12 protein-coding genes and 1 other annotated feature are annotated in these 15751 nt (G+C 30.5%); of the genes, 4 read left to right on the forward strand and 8 right to left on the reverse strand.

Annotated features, from left to right (window positions below):
* Window positions 1-300: 300 nt before the first annotated feature.
* The gene (locus tag B2694_RS00305; RefSeq protein ID WP_346884062.1) at window positions 301-852 is read left to right on the forward strand and encodes a manganese efflux pump MntP family protein; all 552 of its coding nucleotides are present in this window, start codon (window positions 301-303) and stop codon (window positions 850-852) included.
* A gap of 100 nt (window positions 853-952) precedes the next feature.
* Window positions 953-1438 carry a thiol peroxidase gene (tpx, locus tag B2694_RS00310; protein WP_346884063.1) on the forward strand — a complete coding sequence of 162 codons (486 nt, stop codon included), beginning with the start codon at window positions 953-955 and terminating at the stop codon, window positions 1436-1438.
* 106 nt (window positions 1439-1544) lie between these two features.
* Here tpx and aspS read toward each other — a convergent pair whose 3' ends face one another.
* The gene (gene aspS, locus B2694_RS00315; RefSeq protein WP_346884064.1) at window positions 1545-2834 is read right to left on the reverse strand and encodes an aspartate--tRNA(Asn) ligase; all 1290 of its coding nucleotides are present in this window, start codon (window positions 2832-2834) and stop codon (window positions 1545-1547) included.
* Between the two features lie 257 nt (window positions 2835-3091).
* Window positions 3092-3315, reverse strand: a binding site (T-box leader).
* Between the two features lie 224 nt (window positions 3316-3539).
* Here aspS and B2694_RS00320 point away from each other — a divergent pair.
* Together B2694_RS00320 and B2694_RS00325 are read left to right on the forward strand one after the other, a co-directional pair.
* Complete coding sequence (locus B2694_RS00320; protein ID WP_346884065.1) at window positions 3540-4208, forward strand: corrinoid protein; 669 nt, start codon at window positions 3540-3542, stop codon at window positions 4206-4208.
* Window positions 4201-5286 carry a uroporphyrinogen decarboxylase family protein gene (locus B2694_RS00325; protein ID WP_346884066.1) on the forward strand — a complete coding sequence of 362 codons (1086 nt, stop codon included), beginning with the start codon at window positions 4201-4203 and terminating at the stop codon, window positions 5284-5286. Before B2694_RS00320 ends, B2694_RS00325 begins: the two co-directional genes overlap by 8 nt.
* A gap of 132 nt (window positions 5287-5418) precedes the next feature.
* Here B2694_RS00325 and B2694_RS00330 read toward each other — a convergent pair whose 3' ends face one another.
* The 7 genes from B2694_RS00330 to B2694_RS00360 all read right to left on the reverse strand — a co-directional run bounded on the left by B2694_RS00330 (window position 5419) and on the right by B2694_RS00360 (window position 15688).
* Window positions 5419-7005 carry an ABC transporter substrate-binding protein gene (locus B2694_RS00330; RefSeq protein ID WP_346884067.1) on the reverse strand — a complete coding sequence of 529 codons (1587 nt, stop codon included), beginning with the start codon at window positions 7003-7005 and terminating at the stop codon, window positions 5419-5421.
* Between the two features lie 227 nt (window positions 7006-7232).
* The gene (locus B2694_RS00335; RefSeq protein WP_346884068.1) at window positions 7233-7784 is read right to left on the reverse strand and encodes a pyruvate kinase alpha/beta domain-containing protein; all 552 of its coding nucleotides are present in this window, start codon (window positions 7782-7784) and stop codon (window positions 7233-7235) included.
* A gap of 86 nt (window positions 7785-7870) precedes the next feature.
* The gene (locus tag B2694_RS00340; protein WP_346884069.1) at window positions 7871-8479 is read right to left on the reverse strand and encodes a TetR/AcrR family transcriptional regulator; all 609 of its coding nucleotides are present in this window, start codon (window positions 8477-8479) and stop codon (window positions 7871-7873) included.
* Window positions 8472-12128 carry an efflux RND transporter permease subunit gene (locus B2694_RS00345; RefSeq protein WP_346884070.1) on the reverse strand — a complete coding sequence of 1219 codons (3657 nt, stop codon included), beginning with the start codon at window positions 12126-12128 and terminating at the stop codon, window positions 8472-8474. The genes B2694_RS00340 and B2694_RS00345 overlap by 8 nt, the downstream gene beginning before the upstream one ends.
* Before the next feature lie 189 nt (window positions 12129-12317).
* Entirely contained in the window at window positions 12318-14630 is a 2313-nt protein-coding gene (locus tag B2694_RS00350; protein WP_346884071.1) for a HAMP domain-containing sensor histidine kinase, read from the reverse strand.
* Window positions 14605-15303 carry a response regulator transcription factor gene (locus B2694_RS00355; RefSeq protein WP_346884072.1) on the reverse strand — a complete coding sequence of 233 codons (699 nt, stop codon included), beginning with the start codon at window positions 15301-15303 and terminating at the stop codon, window positions 14605-14607. Before B2694_RS00355 ends, B2694_RS00350 begins: the two co-directional genes overlap by 26 nt.
* A gap of 220 nt (window positions 15304-15523) precedes the next feature.
* Window positions 15524-15688: a hypothetical protein gene (locus tag B2694_RS00360; protein ID WP_346884073.1), complete on the reverse strand. Its 165-nt coding sequence runs from the start codon at window positions 15686-15688 to the stop codon at window positions 15524-15526.
* Window positions 15689-15751: the final 63 nt, after the last annotated feature.

Consider the following 15751-nt stretch of genomic DNA (forward strand, 5'->3'; position numbering starts at 1 on the left):
ATTTTCATGCTAAAGCTCTGTAAAAGTATAAATTATATTTACTTATTCATGGTTTTAGAATATAATAGTAAAATAATGTATCGTGGGGGAGTAGTTTGCGTATAATACTTTTATACGTGACAAGTCAACATAATGATTAATTTTTTAATCTGGCTTGCCTTAAAGAACAAGACTCATGTATAGCTTAATTAAGATGTCTCTAGTAAAAGAGATACTTTAAACTTTGCTATACATGGGTCTTTTATTATGTATGAGGAGGATAACCTAAAATTTAATAAAATAAGATTTAGGAGTTTTTTAATGAGTACTATTGAAATTATAATGATAGGATTATGTCTTAGTATGGATGCTGCCGCAGTATCTATGACTAATGGTATGGTGTACAAGGATGCTACTAAAACAAAAATTATAGCTATGCCTTTATTCTTCGGCTTCTTTCAAGGGGTAATGCCTTTTCTAGGTTATTATGCAGGAGGAATGTTCTCAGAAATTTTAAGTAAATATTCTGGTATTTTAGTTTTAATCATATTAGGATTTATAGGGGCAAATATGTTAAAAGAAGGCATATTCCTAGATAAAGTAGAAGATGAAAATAAAGTTGTACCCCTTACCTACAAGCTTTTATTTTTTCAAGGAATAGCTACTAGTATAGATGCTTTTGCAGTAGGTATCGGCTTTAGCGCTATGAATATTGCTATTCTTCCAGCTATTTGTATCATCGGTATAACCACATTTATTTGTAGTTTTATCGCCATCTTCATAGGAAAGAAATGTGGAGATTTACTTGGTAAAAAAGCTGAAGTATTAGGCGGAATTATTTTAATTATTATAGCTGTAAAGGCAGTTTTATAATATTGTTTACTATTTAAATATTGTTATAAAACCTTATAATAAATAGTATATTTGAGCATATTATATCTATGGAATATAAATTAAAAAGGAGATGATATGCTTGGAAATTACATTTCAAGGCAATCCAATTACTTTAAAAGGAATTCAACTAAGAGTAGGAGATAAGGCTCCTGACTTTACTTTAATTAATAATGAACTACAACCTGTTACTTTACAAGATACTAAAGGAAAAAGAATCTTTGTAGTTGTTCCATCTATAGATACAGGTGTATGTGATATGGAAGTTAGAAAATTCAATGAAGAAGCTTCTAAACTTAATAAGGTTACTATATACACCATATCAATGGATTTACCTTTTGCTCAAGGTAGATGGTGCGGAGCTGCCGGAATTAAAAATGTAATTACTCTTTCCGATTATAAAACTAGAGAATTTGGTGATAGATATGGAGTATACATCAATGAACTAGGATTACTTACTAGAGCTGTTTTTGTATTAGATGAAGATAACACAATTACCTATGTAGAATATTGCAGCGAAGTCACTGATGAACCTAACTATGAAGCTGCACTTCAAGCTGTGAAGTAATACAATAATTTGTATATGTTTTAATGAAAGTCCAGGATGTATAATAATATCCTGGACTTAGAACTTATACTTAAATTTTAATTTTTTTCTTTGCTCCTAAGGTCACTTATGGTGTAAGTCTAGTTCTGTCCCTAGGAATTAGTGATGCTTCTCTTACATTTTCTAATCCTAATAGCTGAGCCGTTAATCTTTCTAATCCTATGGCAAGACCTCCATGGGTTGGCATACCTTGTTTAAATACACAGGTATAGCTGCTGTAATTCTCTGGGGTAAGGCCTTTATATTCTATATTTTTTATTAACTCATTATAATTATGAATTCTTTGTCCTCCAGTAGTTATTTCAACTCCTCTAAATAATAAGTCAAAGCTGTAAGTCTCTAGTTCTCCACAAGGCATGGTGTACATTGGTCTCTTTTTCCTTGGGTAATGGGTTAAAAATATGAAATCTGAGTTTAACCTTTCCTTGGCATATCTATAAATAAGTTTTTCACCCTCTGGGTCAAGGTCTCCATCTAAGTTCTCTTTGCCGTACTCTTTTTCTAATATGTCTAAGGCATCCTTCAACTTCATTCTAGGTATTTGTTCTTGGATTTGTGGAATTTTAACTTCTAGTATGTCTAAGTATTTATTTCCCTCTTCTTTAACCTTATTTAAAATATACTTTAATAGTCTTTCTTCCATGTCCATAACTTCTCTTTCATCTTCAATAAATCCCATTTCAAAGTCCATACTTATATATTCATTTAAGTGCCTATTGGTATTATGCTGTTCTGCTCTATATACATGAGCTATCTCAAAAACTCTTTCAAAACCTGCACCTACCATCATCTGTTTATAAAACTGAGGGCTTTGAGCTAGATAAGCTTCTCTTTCAAAATATTTAACCTTAAATACCTCTGTTCCTCCTTCTGCTCCCTCAGATACTAATTTGGGTGTGAAAATTTCTGTAAACCCTTCCTTAGTTAAAAATTCTCTAAATCCCTGAACTAGTATATTTTGAATGCCAAATACTGAACTTATTTTTTCATGTCTCAAACTTAATACTCTATTATTTAACATAGTGTCTAAATTAATGTTTAGGTCTTTATTATTAACTTCTATAGGAAGTTCCCCTATTGTAGAATTAATAACTTCAATACTTTCAATTTCAATCTCAAAGTTATTTAATTTATTTTTTCCTTCTTTAACTACACCCTCAATAGAAACTACAGATTCTGTTTTTAAATCCATTTTTTCAGCAATAGAATTTTCAGCTACACATTGCACTAGACCTGTTCTATCTCTTAATACTATAAAAGTAATAGACTTCAACTTTCTTATGCGATAAATCCATCCTGATATTTTTACTTTCTTATTCATATGATCAATTAAATTATTTACTAATACTCTTTTCATTGTTATACCTCCTAAATTTAAACATTTTAAAAGCCCCTTAAGCCAACGGCTCAAGGGGCAAAATATGCGGTACCACCCTTGCTGATATAGTAATTAAATACTAATAAATTCTTAGAGTTATAAACTCTAGAAATTATTATATATTAGGATAGATTAATTTTCTTAAAGCATCTCAAGATGCCTTATACCGGTATTCTAAGAAAACTTACATTAATGAAATGAGCTCTATTTCATTAAAATAAAAAAACCTTCACTCCAATAGGAGCGAAAGCAATATTCACGGTACCATCCTAATTTGATTAAGTATTATTTACTTTATCATCTCAATCCCTTTAACGGGGGAATCCGATCTACCCTACTTTTCATTTCAGGTAAATATCTCCAGGATGTCTTTCAATACTACTTTTCTCATAGAGCTTCCACCATCCTCTACTCGCTTTACATACTTAGTAATATTTACTCTTCCTTTCAAAGAATTATAAATATATATTTTCTATATAATATGCCTTTTTAGAATTTTTGTCAATATATTTTGATAATTCTTCATTATCTTTAGTTAGAATTTTAAATAAATAAATTTAACTAATAGTTATTTCAAATAATACTAAATTATTCTAAAAAAAATATTATTATATACTTGGATATAAATTTATTTTTTTATGAATTTATAGAAACCTACAATAAAGCAAAAAGGTGTGTGTGAAAATGGACGAAAAGAAAAATTTACTTTTAGATGCTCTATGTAACAGCGTCCTTGATATGGATGAAGATTTAGTAAGATCTAAAGCTGACGAATACCTAAATCTAGGATATGATGCCTATGATGGAATAGCTTCTGGTTTAGCTGTAGGAATGGATAAGGCAGGAATTTTATATGAGGAAGAGGAGTATTATATTCCTGAGCTACTTATGTGTTCTGATGCTATGTATGCAGGTATGGATAAGTTTAGACCTCATCTAAAATTTGCTTCTAATGGGATAAAACATAAGGCTGTTGTTGGTGTAGTAGAGGGCGATACCCATGACATAGGTAAAAATTTATTCAAAATTATGCTTGAAACATGTGGTTTTGAAGTATATGACCTAGGAAGAGATGTTCCTCCTATGGAATTCATAAATAAAGTAAAAGAAACAAAAGCTACATTAGTTGGAATGTCTACTTTAATGACTACAACTATGGATAATATGAAGGTAGTTATTGATATGTTAAATGATGCTGGACTTAGAGATAATGTTGTAGTCATGATAGGTGGTGGACCCATCTCTCAAAGCTTTGCAGATAAAATAGGGGCAGATGGTTATGAAGTTGAGGCTTCAAAGGCTGCTCGTTTAGCTAAAGAGCTTGTTTCAAGGAGGAGTGTAGCTAATGTTTAAAGATAAAATGACTCCTATGGAAAGGGCTATAGCAATTTCTCAAGGAAACACTATCGATAGAATACAATGCAATCCAAATCTTTCCAATGGTATCGCAAGGGTAGCAGGATTAAAAATTTCTGAGTTTAATCATAGTAGTAAAGCTCTATCCCATGCAGTTATAGAAACCCACAAAAGATTTGGTGGAGATGGTGCTAAAATATTTACAGATTTATTTATCATTTCAGAAGCCATGGGTGCAAAAATGAAATATCCAGAGGATAATACTGTAGACCTACTTGAACCAGCAATTAAATCTATAGATGAACTAAGTAACCTTACCCCTGTAAACCCATTAAAGGATGGAAGGCTTCCTATTCATATAGAAGCTATGAAAATCGTAAAAGATGCTATAGGTTCTGAAGTTCCTTGTAGTGCAGCAATAGTAGGACCATTCACTAATGCATGTTTCTTAATTGGTGTTCAAGAAATGACCAAACTCATGATAAGAAATCCTGAAGCCGTTCATAAACTATGCAAAATTTCTCTTGATAGTTGTATTTCTTTTGTGAAAGAATCTCTAAAACAAGGCGTTGGAATTAGCATCTGTGAACCTATGGCATCTTCCACTGTTATTAGCCCTATCCATTTCAGAAAATACTGTACGCCATATATGGAACAATTAGTTAACTTCATAAAAGATAAAGGTTCAACTCCTTCTGTTCATATTTGTGGAAAAACAGATCCTATTTGGCAAGATATAGTAGACTTAGGTTTCAGTGCATTTAGCATAGATAATGTAGTAAGCCTATCAAAGTGTAAAGAAACTATAGGAAACCAAATAAAAATCATGGGAAATGTAGATCCTTCTACTGTAATGTATAGCGGTACTCCTAATGAAGTTAAGGTAGCTACATTAATATGTATAAGGGATGGTTATGATAGTCCTAAAGGCTATTCAGTAATGTCTGGATGTGGACTTCCTGTTGAAACTCCTATGGATAATATCCATGCTATGCTGGATGTTACTAGAGAACTTGGATGGCCTATAGATCCAGAAAAAATAGGCTTTCTTATTAAAAAGTATGGTGGTATTTAAATGTATCCTATTGGTTTATAAATGAGTTTTAAAATATTCAAAGTTAAATCAGCGCTGAAATTTCCTTGCATTGTTGAAAGTAATCTTTCTTATAACTATTAAGTACGTTTCAGCGCTTAAATTACATGTAGTTTATTTACTATTTAAATGTAACTTTGACCAATCTTCAAAAAGTATATTAGCTGTAGGTTTAGCTTCTGGTACCCCATCTAGGTTTTTTTGTGCTACCATAAGGTTTTGTTCATAATCTATAGCATAAATTGCTGCATCTGATGCAATCTGACGTTGTATATCTCGATAAATTGCTTTCCTTCTATCTGCATCTACCTCTTCTGCCCCTACCTTCCATAAATTATCTACTTTAAAGTTAGTATATCCTGTTTGATTATAGTAAGAGCCTGTTTCAAACATCTTTCTATAATCTTCTGGAGCTAATCCTAAAGAATATCCACTAATGTATAAAGCACATTCATCATCTTTACTATATAACTTGTTATAAAAATCTACATTTTCATAAGGTACTATGTCAACCTCTATATCTATGTCTTTCAATTGTTTCTGTACAATTTCTGCATACTCCTTATGAGCAAAAGCTTCTGTATTATATGCTAACTTAAGGTTATTTATAGCAACTCCGCTTTCTTCTATTAATGCTTTAGACTTTTCTATATCATGATTATATACTTCTACCTCATCTTCTATGTATAGTTCTGCCTCTTTAATTAAAATTGAATTCCCTTCTTCTACCTTCTCTGCACCTGATTCTCCATAGGCTGAAACTATCATTTCTTTTCTATCTAAAGCATAGGATAGTGCTTTTCTAAATACTATATTTTGCATTGAACTAAGATTTTGATTAAAAACTATATAGTTTAATCTTCCTTGGCTAAAAGTATAAGATTGAAATTCTTCTCCCTTATAGGCTTTATCATATAATTCTGGGCTTGCTTTAACTAAGGTTAGCTCTCCCTTATTAAAAGCCTCCTCTGCAGCTTCTTCTGATGAAAATACTTTTATTGTTATGAAATCAGCCTTAGGACTTCCTGAATAATAATCATCATATTTTTCTAAAACCATACTATCTTCTTTAGTCCATTCTTTAAATTTAAAGGGGCCAGATCCTATAGGTGTCTTATTTCCCTCCGAAGTGGAAACTATACCTTCCTTTTCATAAATATGTTTAGGAATAGGAACCACCTTGGAAATATTATACAAAAACATTGAGTTCTCAACTGGAAGGGTTATTTTAATAGTTAATTCATCTAATTTTTCTGCTTTTATGGGCTTTTCATCTATAATTAAATACTCTCTTAAGGGTGAATCCTGATTCTCATCTAAAATCAGGTTTATTGTATATTCCAAATCATCTGCATTTATAGGTTTACCATCATGCCATTTTAGATTTTCCTTTAATTTAATAGTTATCTCCATATTATCCTTAAAGTCAACGGACTCTGCTAGATAAGTTCTAACATCTCCGTCTCCATAAGAAAAAAGTGGAGAATAAATTATATTAGACACTAGCTGAACCTCTCCGACATTGGTAAATGCAGGGTTTACTATTTCTGGTTTCTCTGTTACTGGAACAATTATATTTCCTCCAGCCGTAGTAGATATTTGCCCTTCATCATTTTTAGGACCTTTTAAATTACCGCACCCAGTAAAATTCATTATACTTATAATTATTAATAACATAGAAATCATTCTTTTAAGTTTCATAATGTCCTCCTTGATATAAAACATAAATTATTTTACTTTAGCTTTTGCACTTTAGACTAATTTTAAGCATAAAAATAAATTATTCTTAAAATAACGGATCACTATGAAATCTACCCACAAAAAAGACTGTCTCAAAACAAATTACATCTTATATTAGTAAATTGTTTTGAGACAGTTCTATAAACTTAATGGAATATTGAGTTTAAAATAAGTTAAATAAAATTATACTATAAACTTGGCTTACAAATAAATTCATCTATTTTACAATCTAAAATATTAGAACCATGAGACGTACGCATAATGATGGCAGTATCTACTCCTAGGCCTGTTCCCCCTAAAGCTATAATGGGCTCCATATATCCTATAGCACCACTATCTAAAGCCATTACTGCTATTTCCACTGCTACTTTAGTACCTTGACCTAACATACGTAGAGAGTATGCAATTATTTCTACAGGATTTACTCCTCCAAACTTACGTGAAAGTCCACGCTCTGCTCCACTAAGCACATGGGTTGTAGTTACAACCTTAATTCCTCTACTTTTAAATAACGCTAGTTTTTCTGCAGAAATTTCTTGAACTCCGGGTTCTTTAAACCCATTAACATGTGTAACACATACTATGTTTATTCCATCTATATCTAACTTAAGAAACTCCTCTATAGTATTCCCTGTACTAGTAGGTACTACTATAGTCTTAATACTCCTTTTACGAGCTGTTTTTAATGCACTCTCTAATGTATCTTTAGTATTCTGTTTTCCTGGTTTTTCAAAATACATACTAACTTCCTCCCCAAATTATATATAATATATTTAAATTATAACATATATGCTCTCTGCTAATAATTCTACCAGAGCTAAAGGTCTTAATTTAACGCTTTTAAAATTAAGGTATAGGCATTTTCTTTTATCTTTTCTATATCCATGGCTTCAAGGTTTAATGTAGAACAAAAATAATTTGAATAGCCTAACATAGCACTTATAAATACATAATATTCATACTCTCTATTTTCTTGTGCTTTAACTATACCCTCATCTATTCCTACTTCCATTAACCTTCTTACAGCGTCAGACATTTCTTCCTTTCGCTTTATAAAAATTTGGTTACCTTCTTCTAAATATTGTCTTAGTTTATCTGTTTCAATACTTGATAAAGCCAGTATAAAGTTTGAGTTTTTGCTTCTAGAATTTTCTTCTATTAATTTGAATAAACCATAACATTTATTTTTAAATCCCTGAGCTTTATTAACTATGCTAAATACTTCATTAAATTGAATTTCTATATTATATATAATAGCCTTTGCTAGTATTTCTTCCTTAGACTTAAAATAATTATACAGGGTTCCTTTCCCTATGCCAGCCACTTCTGCAATATCAGCAGCTTTTACTGAATGAAGGTCTACGCCTTCATTCATAAGCTTTATTACAGCATTAAATATATCTATTTCTCTATTACCATAGTTATTATCAAACATTTTTACCCTCCTCAACCTCTACTACTACTAAAGCCTTCCTATGCAATATGTCGTATATAATAGGAACAATAAATAATGTTAATAGTGTAGCATAGGTTAATCCTCCTATGGTCACAATAGCCATTGGTTGAATCATATCTGCTCCCATTCCTATTCCCATAGCAAGGGTTGAAAGTCCTAAAATAGTAGTTAATGCTGTCATAAGTATAGGTCTAATACGAGCCTTTCCAGTTTCAATTAAAGCACTTCTTTTATCCACACCCTGTAACCTTAATTGATTTACATAATCAACAAAAACTATACCATTGTTAACTACAATTCCTGCTAATACAAGAAAACCTAGCATGGAAATCATACTTATCTCGAAACCAGTTATTACTAATGCTAAAAGTCCTCCTGTAAACGCTAGAGGTATAGTAATCATTACTATTAATGGTGATAATAATGACTGAAATTGAGCTACCATTATTAAATATATTAAAACAATAGCTAGTGAAATCATTTTTATTAAATCTACTAAGGTTTCATTAATAGTTTCACTTTCTCCAGTAATATCTATGGTGTATCCCTCAGGTAATTTATAAGAACTTATTTTGCTTTCTACATCTCTACTGACAAGTCCAATATTATGTTCATTGTCTATACCTGCAGTAACCGACATACTTCGTACTTGATTCTTATGATTAATAGAAGCTAATGCCTGGTCTTCTGAAATTGTAGATATATCCTTAAGGGATACTTCCTTTTCTTCACCATTAACTGTAGCTTTTATAGTATAATCCTTCAATGTTTCCCTTGTTAATTCTTCCTTCGACTCAGTTACAACTATTACAGGATAATCATTAGAGTTAATGGTAATATTAGTTGATTTAGTTTCATTCTTAATAGCTGTAGCCACTTGTTGATATACTTGTGCTACAGTAAGTCCATATTTAAGTGCCTTATTTTTATCAACTGTAATTCTAGTCTCTTCTGATGCATCTTTTAGGCCATTTGATATATCAATTGTTCCTTCAGTGTTTTCTAAAATTCCTGTTAGATCAGTAGCTATCTCCTTAAGTTTATCTAAGTCATTACCTTTAACAAGAATTTCTATACCTGACCCACCCATAGCTGACATATCCATACTAGATGAATTTACAGTTATATCACAATTCAAGTCCTTTGTCTTTTCATCTATGCTAGTAGCCACTTGTTGACTAGTGTTACTTCTTTCATCTTTCAAAATTATATACATAGATACCGCTTTATTGCTACCATTACCACCTAAAAGGCCCATGGATCCATTTCCACCTTGCATAGCACCTACTGTTTTAACATCTGGTATTGTAAGGATTATATCCATTACCTTATTACTCATTTCTCTAGCATCTATGGTAGTACTTTCCTTAGGCATTTCTATTGATACCATTATCTCATTACTATCAACCTCTGGCATAAATGCTGTCCCCATAGAAAAAGCACTATAAGCACTAGAAATTAATAATACTACCACTAAACTTATAATTATAATCTTATGATTAAGGGCTTTATCTAGTAACTTTACATAAATACCTACAATTTTATCAAAAAGTTTATGGGGCTTTTCTTTAGTATTGGTTAGCATAGTAGATGACATAGTAGGCACCAAGGTTAGGGCTATAATTAAACTAGCAATTAATGAATACGCAATTGTTAGTCCCATGTCAGTAAACAGTTGTCGAGATATTCCTTGAGTAAATACAATAGGTAAGAATACACAAATTGTTGTTAAAGTAGATGCAAATATTGCTCCTGAAACTTGAGCTGCACCATAAACGGCAGCCTTAGCCGAAGACATACCTTCACTTCTTAATCTATATATATTTTCAATTACTACAATACTATTATCTACTAACATACCAACTCCCAACGCTAGTCCTGCTAAAGATATTACATTCATAGTAACTCCACTAAAATACATTAGACCTATTGCAAATAATAAACTTACGGGTATACTCATTGCTATTATAAATGTTGGTTTTATATCTCTTAAAAAAACAAGTAATATTATTATTGCAAGAATTCCTCCTAAAATTAAGTTATTTAATACAGAATTTATTACAATATCAATATACATTCCTTGATCACTAAGCTGATTTATATGCATATCTGGATTTTCTTTTGATAATTTTTTGATAGTTTTATTTATATCATGGGATACTTCAGCAGTGGAAGCTGTACTTTGTTTTTGGAAAGAAAGTAAAATACCATCATTACCATTAATTTTTGCATACATGTCATGGGAATTATTTACAAATCCTATATCTGCTACATCTTTAAGCTTTACTGTACCAATACCATCTATATCCAAGGTTATCATTTCTAAGTTTTCTATTTCATCTACATTTGAAAATTTGTCTCCTACCTTAACTAAATACTCATGTTTATTTTCTGTAATATATCCAGCTGGCATAGAAAAGTTTTCTGCTGCTAATATACTACTTAATGAACCTTGGGAAATCACTCCATCTAATCCTGCTTTTTTATATGCATTTTCTTCTGCAATTTTAAATTCTTCTTTTCCTTTCTTAATAGCCTCTTCACTTTCTTCTAGTTGAAGTTGTGCCTTGGCTAACTCAGAGTTAAGGGTGGCCTTTCCAGCTTCTAATTGTTTTTCTCCCCCCATAATTTCTGATAACTTCTTCTCTAATTCCTTCTTTTGCTTTAAAATCTCTTCAATACTTTTATTAGTATCTTCTAAAGTTATAGATAGTTGTGTTAATTTTAACTTTTCTTCTGCTGAAGTTTCTTCTCCTGCCTTTATTTGCTCTTCTATAACTTTCTCTAGATTTTCCTTTTCCTTTTTAATCTCATCACGCTTTTTTTCTAATTCTTCTTGACCTTGGATTAATAGTTTTAGCCCTTGTTCAACTTGAGATTTTCCGGAAGAAAGGCTCATACTACCTTCCAATAACTTTTCCTTCTGCTTATCACTTTCTTCATTAAACTTAACTTTACCATCTTGCAAAGCTTTTTCAGCTTTATCTAATTCTGCTTTAGTTTGAGATAGTTTTCCATCAATAGATTTAAGAATTCTATTATTAAGCTTATCTATTTTTTCTTGCTTCAGAGAGATTTGTAAACTTTCCTCAATTATCCCTGTACCAGAAACAGATGCTACTCCATCCAATCGTTCAAATTCAGGTATAATCTCCTCTGTTACTATATTTGATGTTTTAGTAATGTCTTTTCCATCAAAGTCTACACTAGCAACTACAATTGGTAGCATATCTGGATTTATCTTTATTAGCATAGGTGTCCCCACTTCATCATCAAGTTGGGATTTAACCATATCAACATTTCCATTCATCTCAATCATAGCGCTTTCCATATTAGTCCCTTGAGTAAACTGAATAATAACCATGCTTGAGTTTTCACTAGAAATACTATTAATTTCTTCTACTCCACTAGTAGTAGATAAAACTTGCTCTAATGGCTTTGTCACAGTAAGCTCAACTTTCTCTGGGCTTGCACCAGGATAGGCAGTTATTACTGCTACATAAGGTAAATCTATACTAGGTAATAAATCAGTAGTCATTGATGTAAAAGATATAATTCCAAGAATAATAACCAATACAACCCCTACTATAACTGTCATAGGTTTCTTCACGCTGAATTTTGATAACACTTTAGTACCCCCATTATTATTAAATTTAAATGACTGACCGTCCAGTCACCAGATATTATACCATATATTACATATAGCTACAATAAGTTCATGGCATAAAAAAGCTGCTTAAAAATAGACTAAATACTTACTAAAGTACTTAATCTATTTTCAAACAGTATATTCTCTTTATATATTCTTTAGAATGTATTATTCATAAATATTAAACTCAACAGTCACCTTAAACAAATCACCATCTATACCTATTTCTAAAGTTCCGTCATGAAGTTCTATTATGCTTTTTGCAATGGCTAAACCTAAGCCTGAACCTTCTGTATTTCTTGATTCTTCTCCTCTTTTAAATCTTTCTGTAATCTCACTAGCATCAAAGTTTAATTCATAGGCTGATATATTTTTCATTGTTATATATACCTTACCATTTTCAGATTTTACATCCACATAAACTCTAGTGCTTTTTAGGGAATATTTTATAGCATTAGAAATTAGGTTTTCAAATACTCTCCAAATCTTTCTTCCATCAGCATTAATATATATTTTTTCTGACGGTATATTGGTTTTAAAATCTAAATTTGCTTCTTTAATTCTATTCTCTGCTTCTCCTAACGTCTGCTTTATTAAAGCATTTAACTCTATTTTTTCAAAATTTAACTGCATAGCTCCACTGGCAGCCTTTGAAGCCTCAAATAAGTCTTCTATTAATATCTTTAATCTTTGAGATTTTCTATCTAAAACTTCTACATAGGCCCTAGCTTCTTCTGGTTCAATGCCCATTCTTTTAAGTAAATCTACATAATTAATAATTGATGTTAATGGAGTTTTAAGATCATGAGATACATTTGAAATAAGCTCTGTTTTCATTTTCTCACTTTTATTTTCATTTTCTATAGATTTTCTAAGTCCTTGCTTCATATTGTTTATACTATGAGCAAGATCTCTTAATGCTCCCTTACCCTCTTCTGATATATCATCATTAATTTTTCCTTCTGAAATAAGCTTAGCACCATTAGTTATCTTATTTAAATAAGCAAACTCTTTTACTAATTTATATATAACAATTGCTGTAGCAACTATATCAAAGCCAAGGGCAATAACTGCTCCTACTGCTCCTACTATAACCATTAATATTAAAGATACACTAGTACAAATAGCTACGTATACGCCTATAGCCAATACTAATTTTCTTCCTAAAGTACCTTTTTCCATAGCTATACATAAATGATTATAAAGTTTTACTCCATAACTATCCTTAAGAAGTGTATTCTCCTTATAATTTTGAAGTAAGGCTTTGATAATTAAGTAATAAGCTATCAAAATTAATGTTACCACAATTATATTATTAATATTGATGGTATATCTATATTCATTACTCCAATTATGTGTAAAAAACATATGATAAGATATCCACCCCATTAATATACCTAATAACTTAAATTCTAAAGGCATATTTTTCAATTTTTCTACTATTCTATTTGAATAGCATGGCTTATACCTAAACTTTCTAAGGACAAAAATCATAATTACTACCCCAAATAATGAGGCTACTAAAATGCCTATTTCTGTATCTACAATAGAATTAGCTTGCAGAAATTTTTCATAGGTATTATATATGCTATCTCCAGCTACTAGTTTACTTGGCACTGCTACATATATATCCAAGTCTCCTTTTACTCTAAAGTTCTCTTCATTAGTATAACTATTACCATTCTCATTATAACTATGTTTAACTACTACAGTAGCTCCATAACCTTCCCTGTAGTTACCATATTCATTTACTTCCTTATCTTTAATAAGTTCTCCATTAATAAATATATTTTTGTTTTCTACTCCGTTAGAAATATGATATTCCGAAAAATAACCACTATTTTTCTTTAACTCCTCAATGGCATCCTTACCTTGTTTATAGTTGGTAAGCCATATGTCATTAGCTTTATCATAGGCAATATACCTTAAATTTGAATAGCTATCCAAAGTCTTAATATACCTATTGTAATTCACCAACTTCTCTTCAACTATTAACTTTTTTAGTTCTTCATCACTATAATTGTACTTTTCCTCTATACTTTTATAGATAGCTTCTTCCTCTTTGTTAACCTTCTCTTCATCCCAATTGTTAGTGTATTTTTCATGTAACTTAATTCGCTCATTATCATACTCTTCTTGAATCTTCTTTCTTATAATTTCTTTTTTCCATTGAATTTCTTCCTGGGTTAAATTTTTTATTTCTTTAATATAATCTTCTGTTTTATAAAATTCCATTACTTCAAGAATCTTTTCTGTAAAGGAGTTGATTTCACTTCCTAAAAATTTACTTCCATACAGACTTCTTTCATCAAAAATACCACTATTAACTCTAATATCTTTAAAAGAAATTAGGGATATGGAGACCATTACTACAGTTATTATAATAGCTATAGTCTTTGCTATTTTTATTCTTCTACAGTCTTTTACCATTTCTTCATATTCTCTATCCTTTTCATCAACACTTGTCGATTTTGTATCCAATTCCCCACACCACCTTTAAATATTTTGGTTCCTTTGGATTAATTTCAATTTTTTCTCTAATCCTTCTTATATGCACAGCTACAGTATTATCTACATTGTAGCTAGTTTCATTCCAAACTCTTTCGTATATTTCTTCCATGGAAAAGACTCTCCCTTTATTCTTAAGTAATAATTCTAAAATTTTAAATTCTATAGGTGTTAGTTTTATACTTTCACCATCAACAAATACTTCCTTATTTTTAGTGTTTAGTTCTAATCCACCACTTTTTAAAACTTCCTTTTCTTCTTCTTTGTTAAAATTACCCAAGGTCACATATCTTCTAAGTTGTGATTTAACCCTTGCAATTAACTCCAAAGGATTAAAAGGTTTTGTTATATAATCATCTGCTCCCATATTTAAGCCTAAGATTTTATCCGTGTCCTCTGACTTTGCAGAGATAAGAATTATTGGAATATTTTTTTCTTCTCTAATTTTAAGAGTTGCTCTAATTCCATCCATCCTTGGCATCATTATATCCATCAAGATAAGATGTATTTCCGTATCTACTAAAGTTTCTAAAGCTTCAATCCCATCACAAGCTCTATATATTTTTAATCCTTCGTTTGAGAGATATATTTCAATGGCATCTATTATTTCTTTATCATCATCAACTACTAATATATTGTAATTCATTGTACTCCCCTCCACTTCATATTAATTATACCATGACTTCTCTCAAGCTATACTTCTATATTACCCTTGAAATATTAAATAATTGTTTATATAACCCTTAAGAAATTCTTACAATATGTTCACATAATAAGAATGGTAGCTATGAAACATAATTCATTAACTCTTATAAAATATAGAGCCTATGCTTTAATATTCTTAAAGTATAAGCTCCATGTTTATGTTAATATATTTTATTCATTAATTTATTATTTAAAATAACTACTGATTGGTCTCCCAATTCCTTAAATCTTTTTTCAACTAACTTCTTATCATAGCCAACTACCCCATTACCTTCATAGAGATCATTAAAATAATAATTATCCTTGTCATAACCTACAAGTACCATAAATAATTAAACAAATTGTAAATTATATACAATTAAAAGGAGCTTTCGCAAAATAGATAATTC

The sequence above is a fragment of the Clostridium sp. UBA4395 genome (assembly GCF_002390995.1).
Taxonomy (GTDB): Bacteria; Bacillota; Clostridia; order Clostridiales; family Clostridiaceae; genus Clostridium_J; species Clostridium_J sulfidigenes.